The 14,437-nt window shown below is 49.5% G+C and carries 11 protein-coding genes; 2 read left to right on the top strand and 9 right to left on the bottom strand.

Annotation, left to right across the window (positions count from 1 at the left end; all coding sequences use genetic code 11):
• Positions 1 to 29: 29 nt before the first annotated feature.
• Genes mraY through mraZ form a run of 7 tightly spaced genes read right to left on the bottom strand, consistent with a single transcriptional unit; the run spans position 30 to position 7,385 of the window.
• Entirely contained in the window at positions 30 to 1,112 is a 1,083-nt protein-coding gene (mraY, locus tag M2404_RS02210; RefSeq protein ID WP_259238015.1) for a phospho-N-acetylmuramoyl-pentapeptide-transferase, read from the bottom strand.
• Positions 1,106 to 2,482, bottom strand: a complete 1,377-nt coding sequence (locus M2404_RS02215) for a UDP-N-acetylmuramoyl-tripeptide--D-alanyl-D-alanine ligase (protein WP_259238016.1) — start codon at positions 2,480 to 2,482, stop codon at positions 1,106 to 1,108. Before M2404_RS02215 ends, mraY begins: the two co-directional genes overlap by 7 nt.
• Positions 2,479 to 3,936 (bottom strand): UDP-N-acetylmuramoyl-L-alanyl-D-glutamate--2,6-diaminopimelate ligase, encoded by a 1,458-nt coding sequence (locus M2404_RS02220; protein ID WP_259238017.1) that lies wholly within the window; start codon positions 3,934 to 3,936, stop codon positions 2,479 to 2,481. Before M2404_RS02220 ends, M2404_RS02215 begins: the two co-directional genes overlap by 4 nt.
• Positions 3,926 to 5,677 carry a penicillin-binding transpeptidase domain-containing protein gene (locus M2404_RS02225; protein WP_259238018.1) on the bottom strand — a complete coding sequence of 584 codons (1,752 nt, stop codon included), beginning with the start codon at positions 5,675 to 5,677 and terminating at the stop codon, positions 3,926 to 3,928. Before M2404_RS02225 ends, M2404_RS02220 begins: the two co-directional genes overlap by 11 nt.
• Complete coding sequence (gene ftsL, locus M2404_RS02230; protein ID WP_259238019.1) at positions 5,674 to 5,982, bottom strand: cell division protein FtsL; 309 nt, start codon at positions 5,980 to 5,982, stop codon at positions 5,674 to 5,676. The genes M2404_RS02225 and ftsL overlap by 4 nt, the downstream gene beginning before the upstream one ends.
• A complete protein-coding gene (rsmH, locus tag M2404_RS02235; RefSeq protein WP_259238021.1) occupies positions 5,975 to 6,919 on the bottom strand; it encodes a 16S rRNA (cytosine(1402)-N(4))-methyltransferase RsmH in 945 nt (314 codons plus the stop codon). The genes ftsL and rsmH overlap by 8 nt, the downstream gene beginning before the upstream one ends.
• A 1-nt stretch (position 6,920) precedes the next feature.
• Entirely contained in the window at positions 6,921 to 7,385 is a 465-nt protein-coding gene (gene mraZ, locus M2404_RS02240; protein ID WP_068233371.1) for a division/cell wall cluster transcriptional repressor MraZ, read from the bottom strand.
• Between the two features lie 378 nt (positions 7,386 to 7,763).
• Between mraZ and M2404_RS02245 the strand changes: the two genes are divergently transcribed.
• Positions 7,764 to 8,609 carry a MurR/RpiR family transcriptional regulator gene (locus tag M2404_RS02245; RefSeq protein WP_259238023.1) on the top strand — a complete coding sequence of 282 codons (846 nt, stop codon included), beginning with the start codon at positions 7,764 to 7,766 and terminating at the stop codon, positions 8,607 to 8,609.
• Positions 8,610 to 8,614: 5 nt separating this feature from the next.
• Here M2404_RS02245 and M2404_RS02250 read toward each other — a convergent pair whose 3' ends face one another.
• Together M2404_RS02250 and M2404_RS02255 are read right to left on the bottom strand one after the other, a co-directional pair.
• A complete protein-coding gene (locus M2404_RS02250) occupies positions 8,615 to 9,709 on the bottom strand; it encodes a dipeptide epimerase (protein WP_259238024.1) in 1,095 nt (364 codons plus the stop codon).
• Between the two features lie 11 nt (positions 9,710 to 9,720).
• A complete protein-coding gene (locus tag M2404_RS02255) occupies positions 9,721 to 11,097 on the bottom strand; it encodes an NlpC/P60 family protein (protein ID WP_259238025.1) in 1,377 nt (458 codons plus the stop codon).
• Between the two features lie 257 nt (positions 11,098 to 11,354).
• Here M2404_RS02255 and M2404_RS02260 point away from each other — a divergent pair, with 257 nt between their 5' ends.
• A complete protein-coding gene (locus M2404_RS02260; protein WP_259238221.1) occupies positions 11,355 to 14,393 on the top strand; it encodes a TonB-dependent receptor in 3,039 nt (1,012 codons plus the stop codon).
• The last annotated feature ends 44 nt before the right edge of the window (positions 14,394 to 14,437 follow it).

Raw genomic sequence — 14,437 nt, forward strand, 5'->3', positions numbered from 1 at the left:
TAAACTCTGTGTCTCCGTTAATACCATCGTTATCTCAGTTTCAGGGTGGCAAGGCCCACCAGCACAAAGATGATGGATAAAATCCAGAACCGCACTATCACGCGTGGCTCAGGCCAGCCTTTTAATTCATAGTGGTGGTGAATAGGCGCCATACGGAAAATACGCTGGCCGCGTAATTTGTAAGAACCTACCTGCAAGATTACCGACAGCGTTTCCATCACAAAGACACCGCCCATAATAAACAGCACGATTTCCTGCCGCACCAGAATGGCGATAACGCCCAGTACCGCACCCAGCGCCAGTGAGCCAACATCGCCCATAAATACCAGTGCCGGATAGGTGTTAAACCACAAAAAGCCCAGGCCTGCGCCCACTAAAGCCGCGCACACTACCACCAGTTCACCGGCGTAAGGCAGATAAGGGATATTCAGATAACCGGAAAAATTCACGTTGCCGCTGGCGTAAGCAATAATGGCAAACGCTGACGCCACCATAATAGTAGGCACGATGGCCAGGCCATCGAGGCCGTCAGTCAGGTTGACGGCATTGCTGGTGCCGACAATGACAAAATAACTCAGCGCAATAAACAATATGCCCAGCTGCGGCATAACGTCTTTAAGAAACGGCACCAACAGTGCAGTTTCAGCCGGGCGCTCGGCGGTAAAATATAAGAAGGCGGCGGTAGCAATAGCAAACAGCGACTGCCAGAAGTATTTCCAGCGGGCTATCAGGCCTTTGGGATCTTTGCGGATCACTTTACGGTAATCATCTACAAAGCCAATCAGGCCGAAGCTAACCAGCACAAACAGCACTACCCAGACATATTTATTATCCAGATCGGCCCATAGCAAGGTGCTTAACAGCACTGAGCCTAAGATCAGCAGCCCTCCCATGGTTGGAGTGCCTTTTTTCGAGAAATGGCTTTGCGGGCCGTCGTTACGTACCACCTGGCCAATTTGCATCAGTTGCAAACGCGCAATAAGCTTAGGCCCTAAATACAGGCTTAAGAGTAATGACGTTAAAATACCCAGTATGGCACGAAATGTTAAGTAACTGAATACATTAAAAAAGCTGTAGTATTGGGTTAAATACTCGGCCAACCAAACTAGCATGGGCTGTTCTCCTGCTGACATCTTTCTAGCAAGTCTTGCACGACTAATTCCATTTTCGCGCTACGCGAACCTTTCACTAGCAGGGTGACTTCCTGTTGTTCTGACACTATCGGCAACAGGCGCTGTAACAACGCCTGGCGCGAACTGAAATGAGCGCCTTGTCCATTGAACAAGTCACTGGCGCTCTGTGATAACACGCCAAGGGTGAACAACAGATTAATACCTGATTTTTTTGCGTATAAACCAATCTCTTCATGGTATAAACGGGCATCTGCACCCAGTTCGCCCATGTCGCCGAACACCAGCACCCGGTAACCGGAATACGATGCCAGCAGATCAATTGCCGCCTTTACCGACTCGACATTGGCGTTGTAGGTATCATCGATAATACGCAGTTGCGGGTTAACCATTTTGACATTGGTACGGCCTTTTACCGCCTGCATTTGTGCCAACCCCAACTGCACATCAGTCAGCGTGGCGCCAACAGCGATACAAGCGGCAGCTGCAGCCAGTGCATTGGCTACATTGTGCCGCCCGGGGATAGTCAGTTGAATAAACTGGCGGCCTGCCGGGCAGATAAGCTCAAAACCGGCGCAGCCCTGTGTGTCCAGTACGATACCTTCGGCATAATAATCGGCTGGCCCGGTAGCTGAAAACTGGATTACCGTTTTGCCTTCAAGCCGTTTTAACCAATAATCGCGGTATTCGCTGTCAGCAGGCAATATGGCAAGCCCCTGTGCTGACAAACCATTGAAAATCTCGCCTTTGGCGCGCGCCACACCATAAACATCACCAAAGCCTTCTAAATGCGATGCCGCAACATTGGTAATAATGGCCACATCCGGCTTAGCCAGTGAGGTGGTGTAGGCAATTTCGCCCTGATGATTTGCCCCTAACTCCAGCACCGCGTAGTTGTGTTTTTCTGTCAGGCGCAGCATGGTAAGCGGTACGCCGATATCGTTATTAAAATTGCCCTGGGTTGATAACACCTGGCCACGGCGGCTTAAAATGGCTGCCATCATTTCTTTAACGGTGGTTTTACCGGCACTACCGGTAACCGCAATAGTTTTTGGTGCCAGCCTGGCTTTTACCGCAGCAGCCAGCTGCCCCAGCGCCAGGCGGGTGTCCTGCACTACAATCTGGCTGATAGCTTCAGACACCTGATGCTCTGTTACCACTGCAATGGCGCCTTTGGCTTTAACTTCAGCAACAAAAGCTGTGCCGTCGAAATTCGGCCCCTTTAAGGCAATAAACAACTCACCTGCACTGATACTGCGGCTGTCGGTACTGACTGACGTTACTGTGACATCGTCACCGAGCAGGCTGCCATTTAAGATTTCAGTTATGTCGGAACAGCGTAAGCTAATCATAATGACATCTCCGCAACCAGTTGCTGCAAATATGCACGCTCGTCGTACTGGCGAACTTCTGCGCCAATAATCTGTACTGTTTCATGTCCTTTACCAGCAACCAGAACAATATCGCCGGGCTGCGCACTGGCCAGTGCCAGCTTGATAGCGGCTTTACGGGATGGCTCTATCTGGTAACTGGCGTCCGGGCTCATGCCTGCTGCAATTTCTTCGCAAATTGCCACAACATCTTCGCTACGCGGATTATCGGCGGTAATAATAATATGGTCGGCGAACAATTCTGCCAGTTGCCCCATTAGCGGCCGTTTACCACGATCTCTGTCACCGCCGCAGCCAAATACACACCACAGGCGGCTGGCACAGTGCATACGCAGTGACTGTAAGGCCTGCTGCAGTGCGTCGGGCGTATGGGCGTAATCAATAACCGCAGTAAACTGCTGTGGAAAAACAAACTGTTCCATCCGCCCAGGTACGGCTTTTAACTGCCCGGCAGCGTCAATAAGGCTATTCAGTGGCTGGCCCAGCATATACAGGGCACCAATAGCGGCCAGCACGTTTTGAATATTAAACTCGCCCAACAGCGGCAGTTGCAGGCTGAACTCGCCCAAATGGCTGCTAAGGCGAACCTGATAGCCATTTACCATTGGCACCACATCTGAATACGCCAGATAACGCTCAAAGCCGTTACAGTCTTCTGCTTTGCCATAGACAAACAGCGGATTGACACACTGTGCTGCCAAAGCACGGCCAAACTCATCAGAAACGTTAATAACTGCGGCCTGGCTAAGTTCCGGTTTAAATAACAGGGCTTTAGCAGCACCGTATTCAGCCATAGTGCCGTGGTAATCAAGGTGGTCGCGTGTCAGGTTGGTAAATACCGCCACATTAAAATGTAAACCGGCAACCCGCTGTTGTACTAACGCATGGGATGACACTTCCATCGCCGCCAGCTTAACGTCTGAGCTAAAAAATTCAGCAAGAATACGTTGTAAATCAACAAAGTGTGGCGTGGTGTTAGGTAAGGTTGTCAGTTGTTGATAATAGCCATACCCCAGAGTACCGATAACCGCAGCATTAGTAGCCAGCAGTTCTGCCAGCTGATTAATAAAAAACGCTATGCTGGATTTACCGTTAGTACCGGTAATACCTACCAGTTGCAGTTGTGCAGCCGGTTGCTGATAAAATGCGCTTACTAACTGCGGCAGTATTTGAGTTAACTGCGGTAACACCAGAATACGCTCGTCGGTGTAGCTACCGCTGTCAGTTAATACAAGGGCAGCCCCCTGCGCCAGCGCTTTGCTGATAAACTGGCTGCCATGCTGCTGCACGCCCGGTATAGCCAGAAACACATCACCGGCGCCCACTTTGCGGCTATCCAACTGTAATTGCTGCACCTGAACATCGGGAGCGCTGATATCATAAGCAGCTAACCAGCTGCGGGCATTAACCGGCATTGCGGCCTCCCGTTACGGCAGAGCGTTTCGGCTGGCTGTTGCTATCCGGAACCAGGTTAAGTAGTTGCATGGTTGCCCCCATAATATTGGCAAACACCGGGGCAGCAATTTCGCCGCCGTGATAAAAATCACCTGCTGGTTCGTTAATTACCACGACACAGGCCAGCCTGGGATTAGACACCGGGCCAACACCAGCGAATGAAGCAACATAGTCATCACCGTAGCCGCCGGCTATGGCTTTACGTGCAGTACCCGTTTTACCACCAACACGGTACCCCTTAACCTGCGCACGGGTGGCCGTGCCGCCCGGCATAATATTGGCTTCCATCATTTCTAACATTGCCGCAGCATGTTCAGGGGCCAACACCTGCTCGCCAGAATGCGGCTGATCTGATTTTAAAATAGTCAGTGGCCGGCTGATGCCGCCATTGGCCATAGTGGCATACACCTTTGCCAGCTGAGCTGCGGTAACTGACAAGCCATAACCAAAAGATAAGGTGGCACGCTCAAAGTCGGACCAGCGCCGGCGGTGGCTTAACATGCCACCACTTTCGCCATTCAGGCCAAGGCCGGTATCTATGCCCAATCCCATATTCGCGTACAAGCCAATAACGTGCTCTACCGGCATATCCAACACCAGTTTGCTCACACCAATATTGCTTGATTTCTGAATAATGCCGGTCAGGCTGAGGTTGTTATAGTTGTTGGCATCACGTACCCAGCTACCACCAATACGCATATAGCCCGGCGAGGTATTAACAACCGCATTTAATTTGGCTGAACCAAACTCCAGTGCGCTTAATACCGCCAGTGGCTTCATGGTTGAACCGGGTTCAAAGGTGTCGGCAATGGCGCGGTTGCGAAACAGGTAAGACGGCGTATTACGCCGGTTGTTAGGGTTAAACGATGGGCTGTTTACCATCGCCAGCACTTCACCGGTTAATACATCTACCACTATAGCTGAGCCTGAAGTAGCACCATGTGCCAGTACGGCTTTTTTCAGCTCGCGGTACGTTACCGACTGAATACGCTGATCAATACTTAGCTGTACATTGCCAGGCGCCTGCGCCTGGGCCCGTTCAATCACTTCAATTTCCCGGCCTTTGGCGTCTTTACGGAAAACTTTGCGCCCGGCAGTACCGGTTAACAGCTCATCAAAACGTTTTTCAATGCCTTCTACGCCAACGTCGTCAACATTGGTAAAGCCCAGCAGTTGCGCGGTAACTTCACCTGCAGGGTAATAGCGGCGTGATTCCTGGCGGAAATAAATGCCCGGCACTTTGAGTTTTTTTACATAGTCAACCACTGCCGGATTAACCTGACGTTGCAAGTAAACAAAGCGGCGCTGCGGGTTGTCGCCAATCCGGTTTAGTAACTGTGCCGGTGTCAGTTGCAGTATGTCTGCCAGAGCATGCCAGCGCCTTTCATCAGCTGCGGCATTGCGCTCAATAACCACTTTCGGATCAGCCCAGATAGCCTCAACCCCAACGCTAACGGCCAGTTCTTCACCGTTACGATCAACTATCATGCCACGCAGCACGCTGTCTGACTCTACCCGCAGGCTACGGGCATCGCCCTGGCTTACCAGCATATCCGGCTCTATTACCTGCAACCAGGCAGCACGGACTACCAGAGCGGTAAATACTGCCGTTAAACTCAGCAGCACAAAAGCAAAACGCCAGCCCAACACCGAAGGTGATGTTCTGGCTTTAGCCTGAGGTGCTTTCTTAGCCCGGCTCATGGCTGTGTCACCGCGACATCCCGCTCACCGGCGGGACGTAACATTTGCAATTTATTACGGGCGATATCTTCTACCCGGCTGTGTTCAGACAATGCCCGTTGCTCCAGCAACAGGTTGCGCCACTCTATGTCCAACTGATCGCGTTGCTGGTATAAACCGTCCTGCGCTATGGTGAGCTGGCGGTTTAAATGGGCAAAATGCACTACCGTCAATGCCGAGGCAATGCAAGCCAGCAGCAACAGCGCCAGCCACTTTTGTGTCCGCCAGTCCTGGCCAATTAAGCGATGCAGGCTGATATTACTCATGGCGCTGCTTCTCAGCTATGCGTAGCACTGCGCTACGCGCCCTGGGGTTGACTTCAAGCTCTTGCTCAGATGGCATAATGGCTTTACCAATCAGCGTAAGCTCGGTGCGCTGTTGCATTTGCGCGGCTGTCAGCGGTATACCGCGGGGTACAGGTTCACCTTTGGCATGGCGGCGCATAAACTGTTTAACCAGCCGGTCTTCCAGTGAATGAAAACTGATAACCACCAGGCGGCCGCCGGGTTTTAACACCTGCATGGCAGCTTGTAAGGCCTGGTGCACCTGTTCCAGCTCACTGTTAATATAAATACGGATCGCCTGAAAACTGCGCGTAGCCGGATGTTTTTTCTCTTTATTGCTTTTGGGTACGCTGTCACTTATCAGCTTTGCCAACTGTGCCGTACGGGTTATTTGCGTTTCTGTACGTGCAGCCACGATGGCCTGTGCTATACGCCAGGCAAACTTCTCCTCACCGTATTCCCGCAATACAAAACTGATGTCCTCTACGTCAGCCTCAGCCAGCCATTTTGCAGCACTGATGCCTGAGCTTGGGTCCATCCGCATATCCAGCGGGCCGTCGCGCATAAAACTAAAACCCCGATCGGCATCGTCCAATTGTGGGGAGGACACGCCAAGATCGAGTAAAATGCCATCAAGTGCACCGTTGATGTGCAACTGCTCAGCAATAGTTGCCAGGGCGGCAAAGGGGCTGTGGGTGATATGAAAGCGGGGATCTGCCTTAAGTGGCTCGGCAGCAGCTATCGCGGTGGGGTCGCGATCTATAGCAAATAAACGGCCTTGCGGGCCTAATAAAGATAAAATAGCCCGGCTATGGCCACCACGGCCGAACGTACCGTCAAGGTAGCAGCCGTCTGGTTTTATTGCTAATCCGTCCAGAGCTTCTTGCAGCAGAACGGAAATATGCGCCACAGTAGTCATTTTACAGTGCAAAGTCCTGTAATCGTTCTGACAATTCAACATCGCCGGCCTGCGCTTGCTCTAATGCAATATCTGCAGCAAGCCGCTCATGCCAGGCTGTTTCATCCCAGATTTCAAATTTATTTAACTGGCCAACCAGGCGGATGCCCTTAGTCAGGCCAGCGTGTTGCCTAAGCGGAGCAGGCAATAAAATACGGCCGCTTTTGTCCATATCGCAATCAGTGGCATTACCCAGCAGTACGCGCTGTAAGCGGCGCTCTTGCGGGTTTAAGCTGGACAGGCGTTTCAGTTTTTCTTCTATTTCTTCCCACTCTGCCAGCGGGTATAACAATAAGCAGGGGTCGTGCAGGTCAATCGTACAGATCAGATGGCCCTGACAATCAGACAGCAGAAATTCACGGTAGCGCGCGGGTAGCGCTAACCGGCCTTTCTCGTCCAGTGTCAACGTAAATGAGCCACGAAACATTAAGCTTCCTGAGTATGTTATTTAACAGCTTTGGCTTACGGGTAACCCAATTTGATCCACTATTACCCACAAATCCCCACAACGATACAGTTTAGGGTGCCCCTTTCCCCCTTGTCAAGGTAAAAACAGCATGTATTGATCGATTGCAACCACAGTAAAAACAAGCGCTGTAGCAAAGGTGATGATTTTGGTGGAAAAAAGTGGGGTGCTGATCAGGCAGTAAGATCAAGCCTGCATAAACATAGCCCGGCGGGTATTGTATTAGTGCTTTTTGCAACAGTGACTTGCCAAGCCAGAATAAATTATTCAATACTGAAGCTAAGTATTAATAACAAATTCCCGCTCACTGTAGCAGCCGGCAAAAAGGAAGATCGTATTATGGTGTGTTTACTGAAAATTCGCGGCATGCTGGAGCAAATGTCAGTGATTGAGCGTAAGCTGGCAGATTTTATTTTAGACAACGCACACTTGCTGCGCGATTACTCTTCGCAACAACTGGCCGACGCCGTGGGGATCAGCCAGTCGAGTGTGGTAAAGTTTTGCCAGAAGCTGGGCTATAAAGGCTACCCGGATTTAAAACTGGCAGTAAGTGAAGCGGTTATTACCGCATCGACCCTGCAACGTGACACCAATGAACATCAGCCTCAGCCCAATACATTGCTGACACTGGTAGAGCAGCTGCAGTTTAGCCTGCAACATCATTTTCGTGCCTTGCTGGAAATTAACACTGAGAAAACGCTGCTTGATGTGGCCGATGTGCTGTCGCAGGCGGATAAAATTCTGATAGCGGGTTTTGGCCAGTCCGGCATTGTTGCCCATGATATGCAATACCGTTTATTGCAACTGGGTAAGCTGGCACTGACTGACAGCGATCCTGCCGTTATATTACAGCTAACCAGTATGCTTAGCGCTAACAGTGTATTGCTGCTGGTGTCAGATTCTGGCCAGAATAACGACTTGTTGAAACTGGCTAAATTTGCCCGTCAGCGGCACATCCGTATTGTCAGCCTTACCAGCTATAAAACTAATGCGCTTAGCCTGGCGGCGGATCTGGCACTGTTTGTGTTACATGGCGATGAAAATGTGCGGCTTAACCCGATATTGGTGCAACTGGCACAGCAGCACCTGTGCCATATTGTGTATTTACTACTGTGCCAGCAGCTGAATAATGATTATCAGTTGGAAGAAAACAGTAAGCTGGCAGATTTGCTGGAAAAGCTGTAACCGGCTTAAGGCAGCATTTCCAGCCCTTCTATAGCTGTAATGCCAAGTCCGGGTGCATCTTCAATGGTAATATCGGCATCATTAAACTTAACACTGCTTTTTACCGGATCAAACAGGCACAGTGACGGCCCATCCAGGTCGATTTTGGTAATCACATCTGATTTTGCCACCGCCACATGCACAGCCGCCGCAACGCTGACACTGCCCTCCAGCATACAGCCTATCATGCATTGCATATCGTAAAATGAGCAGATATCGGCAATTTTAATGGCATTGGCAATGCCGCCGGTTTTCATCAGCTTAATATTAATAATGTCGGCAGCACGCATTTTAATAAGGTCAATGACCTCACGCGGGCCAAAGCTGCTTTCATCAGCCATTACCGGCGTATGCACACGCTCAGTAATGTACTTTAAGCCTTCCAAATCATAAGCTTTAACCGGTTGCTCGACCAGCTCCAGCCGGACACCGGCGTCTTCAAGTTTATGCAGTGCATATACCGCTTCTTTTGCTGTCCAGCCCTGGTTGGCATCCAGCCGGATTAACGCTTTGCCTTCAACTGCAGCATAAATCGCTTTAACCCGCTCAATGTCAACACCAATATCTTTGCCTACTTTCACCTTTAAGGTTTCAAAGCCACGGTCAATTGCGCTTAATGAATCGGCCACCATTTTGTCGATGTAATCTACACTGATGGTAATATCCGTAGTTATTTTAGGCACACCACCACCAAGGATTTTATATAGCGGCGCTTTGTACAGTTGCGCGAACAGGTCATAAACCGCCATTTCTACCGCCGCCTTAGCGCTGTAGTTTTTCATTATGCAGCTTTGTATAAGGCGGATAATATGGTTTAAGTCAGCCACTTCCTGCCCAACAATCTTCGGTTTAATCACTGTGCGGATGGCTTCGATAATAGAACCATGAATATCACCGGTGATCACTGCTGTGGCAGGTGCTGAGCCATAACCAACGTGACCGGTATCGGTTTCTACCATTACCACCACATCTTCGATGGCGTTTACGGTGCGCAGTGCAGTTTTAAACGGGGTTTTCAGAGGCACACGTAACATACCCAGCCTGATATCAGTTATTTTCATAGTTGCCTCTGTTAACGCAGTGATTTAATAGCATAGAGCGCATCCAGATAAGATTGCTCCGGATTCGCATTTAATGGCAGTAATGGCGTAACCACTACACCGTTTAAGGTGCCGACATAAAGCCCGCTATCAGTAGTTGGGTACACCAGGGTATTTACATCGTGGATCATAAACGGCTGTTCATTCACCATGCCCAGATACAGTGAGACATGGCCGGGGAAATACAGTAAATCGCCAACCTGCGCCTGCTGTATGGCCGTTAGCTTGTCATCTTTACTGCTTTGGCTGTCAAAGCGGATATTACTGCCGTAAGTTCCGTTGCCCTGCTGACCGGAGTTACGCGGCATTAAAAAGCCGAAACTGCGAAAAATTTCTGAAATAAAGCCGGTGCAGTCGCGGCCATTGTAATCATGGCCCCAGCCGTAGCGCTCACCTAAAAACTTAAACGCCTGCGCCACAATATTACTGGCCGTAAACGGCAGATATCCCCGATGTATATCTTCTGAGCGCGGTATAAGCGCCGCTGTAAAAGCCAGGCTACCATCTGCACGGCGCAGCGGTAGCTGCACTATATAACTGGCTGCCGGATTTTGACCATGCACTTTAAAACCGGTATCTGCTGCGCTAAGTTGCGGCAAACGAATACCCATATCCAGCTGCAATTCGGAAATAGCCTCTACTTCAGGGTTATAAGCGGTACGAACCTTAGCGCCGGTGGTAACCAGAAAAGGCTCCTTAACGGTATAGGCAAACACCTGCTCTTTGCTGCCAATAGCAATATCAGCTGCCCTTACCCAGCCGGTATAATTAAAACTGTGCACCAGCAGCCACTGCTTATCCTGGCTATGGTGTAGCACTGCTACGGCATCAGCGACAAATAGTGCGGTTTCAGCAAAGCGATCCAGGTCGGTATTTAATTGCGCATTAAAAACCCGGTCATCGGTAGGAAAGGCACGCAACGCGGTGCGTTTCACAACTAGGCCAAACTGTATTGCCGTTTTCGGTTTGATCTGTTTTTGCGCCAGTAATGCCGTGTAGCCTTGCCACTGCTTTGGCGTTACCTCGCTACCATCTGCATAAAAGCGCGGCGTTTCAGGTACACTGCTAACAGCCTGCAGAATGGCCGTCAGCTCAGCTTTTTTGTAATGCGCAGGCAGGTTTTGCAATAGCCGCATTTCAGTCTGCTGGTTAAACGTTTGCTGGTTACGCACCGCTATCTGCTCGGCATTTAACAGCAGTTTGTTGGCAGCGGTGAGTTTCGTCTGCCAAAATGTGCTGTTCAACTGTTCCTGCCGCAGCAAGGGCACATCGGTACTAAACTGTTCCTCAGCAAAGGCTGCAACAGTAGCACTGCACCAGCAACACAGCAGTAATAACAGCTTTCTCATTCAGACTCCTGAAAATATGTTGTTTTTCAAGCTTTTTTCACTTACCAATTGGCATAACCATACTGCCAAAGAATGAAATATTCCAATTATTTTGAAAAATCAGCATAAATTATTTTCAAAAGAAATAAAATATTGCTATGTTAATTTTGAGCAGAAAATAAACATCTGCCAACAAACATCAGAAACGGGCGATCAGAACCCGACAAACGGATAGCGATAAAAAATAAGACACAACTGTAAATCCAGGAGAGAAAGTGATGAAGTCAACACAGCATACCCTGGCTAAAAGCCGCTTAGCCTGCGCAACGCAGCGCGCTTTTAGCTCACCGAAAACCGTATCGGCGTTTGTACTTGCTGGCATGTTAGCTTGTGCTCCGGCCTTAGCTCAGCAAGCAGGCGGTATCAGAGGTAAAGTAACGACTGAGCAAACAGGCACTTCAGTTGAAGGCGTTACCGTTGTGGCATCCAGCCCGGTACTGCCCCGCCCGCGTACTGTACAAACCCGTGAAGATGGCAGCTTTAACCTGCCACTGCTGATCCCCGGCCGTTACACGCTAACCATTACCGCAGCCGACGGTTCTGTCAGAACCATGGAAGTAGACGTACTGTTGGACCAGACCGCTAATGTTAACGTCGATCTGGAGCCGCGTACTGCAGGTATAGAAACCATTCAGATTGTAGGCTCGCCGCTGATGGCACAATCGACCAATGCTGCGTTGGGTACTTCACTGGGTGCAGAAGTCGTTAGCTCACTACCCATTGGCCAGGATTACCGCGATATGCTGAAAATCGTACCTGGTGTGCAGTATTCTGAAGCGCAGACCCTTGGCCCGGCAGCAGGTGGTTCAGGTGCACATAACAAGTATGGTTTTGACGGCGTAGATGTATCTATGCCGCTATTTGGTAACCTGGCGTCTGAGCCTTCTACCCACGATATCGAAATGGTATCAATTGAACGTGGTGGTGCCAAAGCCATCGGTTTTAATCGCTCGGGTGGTTTTGCGATTAACAGTAAATCTAAATCAGGTACCAATGAGTTCAAAGGTAATATCGACTATAAAATTCAGAATAAAAACTTCTCGGCCACACCGCAAGATGGTGTTATTGAAGACAGAGATAAAACCTGGCTGACCACCAGCCTTAGCGGGCCATTAATTGAAGACCAACTGTTTTTCTATGGCTCATATTACCGGCCGGAAGAAGAAGGTAGCAGCAGGGTTACCGCTTACGGTGATGTTAAACCTTATAAAAGCGAGCGTGATGAATACTTTGGTAAGTTAACCTGGGCAGCTACGGATGACCTGCTGTTAAACGTAAGCTACCGCGATTCTGACAAAGAAGAAGTCGGCGACAGTATAGGCCAGTTTGAAGCGGATTCGGTGTCGGTTGGCGGCACTGCGACTCAAAAGATATTTACTCTTGACGGCACCTACATACTAGGAGACTACACAACTCTTAGCTTTCAGGCCAGTAAGTTTGAACTAAAAACTGCCAGCCGGCCCGATGTTCTATTGAGCGTGGTACCTGAAGTAGGTGGCTCATTGGATATTAACAATCTGGAGCAAATGGGCTACATCAGTGTCCCCTCACTACTGGCTGCAGATAACGCTCAGGCAGCTATTTTTAACCCTCGTGCACAAGTATTAATTGATCGCTATGGTTACGTTGAAGATGGTGTCAGAAAAGGCGGCGGGGGCATAGGTGCCTATTCGCAGTTTAATAACCAGAACTTTTTCCGTGACAGTATAGAGCTTGCCCTTGACCATGAAGTTATTGGTCAAAATGTGGTGCATAGTATTCATATCGGTCTGAAATACAACGAAAGTGAAGAAGAACTAAGCCGACTGTCAAATGGCTGGGGCGGTATTACCTTTAACGGCGGCAGAGCTGATTTAGCTTTAGATAGTACCGTTACCGGTATCAACAGTGCTGATGTGTATTATGTTGCCAGCACCGAGCAAATGAGCTTCTTAAATGAGCAAGGCCAAACAGTATCGCCGATATACTCGTCTATTAAATCACTGAACCTGGAGATTAACGACACCATTGAACATGGCGACTTTATCTACAATATTGGTGTGCTGATCAGTAAAGATACCTTGTATGGCCAGGGTTTAAGCCCGAATTCTGCTAATGGCTCGGGCTTTGAACTGGCACGCGGCGAAAAGTACAAAATGTACTCTTTTGACTGGAAAGATATGATTCAGCCCCGGCTAGGCGTTACCTGGCGTTACGATGGTGATGATACGGTTTTCGCCAACTATGCCAGCTATAACCCGGAAGCCAGCTCTTTAGCGCGTGCGGCATCATGGGATCGTAATACCCAGGCGTCACTGAGAAGTTACTTTGATGCTGATGGTAACTTCCTCGCATCCGGTACGGCCAGTGGTTCATCCGGCAAGTTATTTGCCGATAATATGAAACCACACCGTATTGATGAAATTACTCTGGGTACCACCAAAGCCATTACTGACCGCTTACAGTTACGCGGCCATACCCGTTACCGCTATGGCTCACATTTCTGGGAAGACATGCCAAATAATGGTCGTATTGCCGCTTATCCGGCAAGTAGCCAAATGCCCGGCGTACCGGCGCATATTGCCGAAAAAGGACTATATATTCCCGATCTGGCTGAGCGGATGGATGGTATCGGCACCGCTTCACCTACGACTTATGTTATAGCTGAAGTCGATGACGGCCAGACTAAATACTGGGAAGTCAGCTTAGAGGCTGAATACTTCGGTGACCGCACTTACTTTAATGCCTCTTATGTCTGGAGCCACTTCTACGGTAACTTCGATCAGGACAATACCACTACCAGTAATGATGCGAATACCTTTTTAGGTTCTTCGCTATATGGCGACGGCCCTGGCCGTTATTCGTGGGATAACCGCTACGGCACCCTGGCAGCAGATAAACCGCACTTATTTAAAGTATTTGGTTATTACACTACTGACTGGGAAGCCAACGTAGGCGCTTACTTTCTTTATCAGTCTGGCGCAGCATGGGAAGCATGGGACGGTAATGTATACGGCTACACTGCTAGCAGCAGCCGTTATGCAGAGCCAGCAGGTAGCCGCCGCGGCCCAAGCCACTGGCAACTGGATTTAAGCTATACACAAAACTTTACGCTGGCAGATAAATATGTGCTGCGCTTCAGGGCTGACCTGTTTAACGTATTTGATCGTCAGACAGGCTATAACTTTGACCCTGTGGTAACCAATAACACTTTTGGTGAAGCCCGTAGTTTCTACAACCCTCGTCGCCTGCAGTTATCTGTCGGTTTCGATTTTTAAACCACCTGTTCCTGGTGATTTTTCAGCCCGCTTTATGCGGGCTT

It is taken from the genome of Rheinheimera pacifica (genome assembly GCF_024809855.1).
Lineage (GTDB): Bacteria > Pseudomonadota > Gammaproteobacteria > Enterobacterales > Alteromonadaceae > Alishewanella > Alishewanella pacifica_A.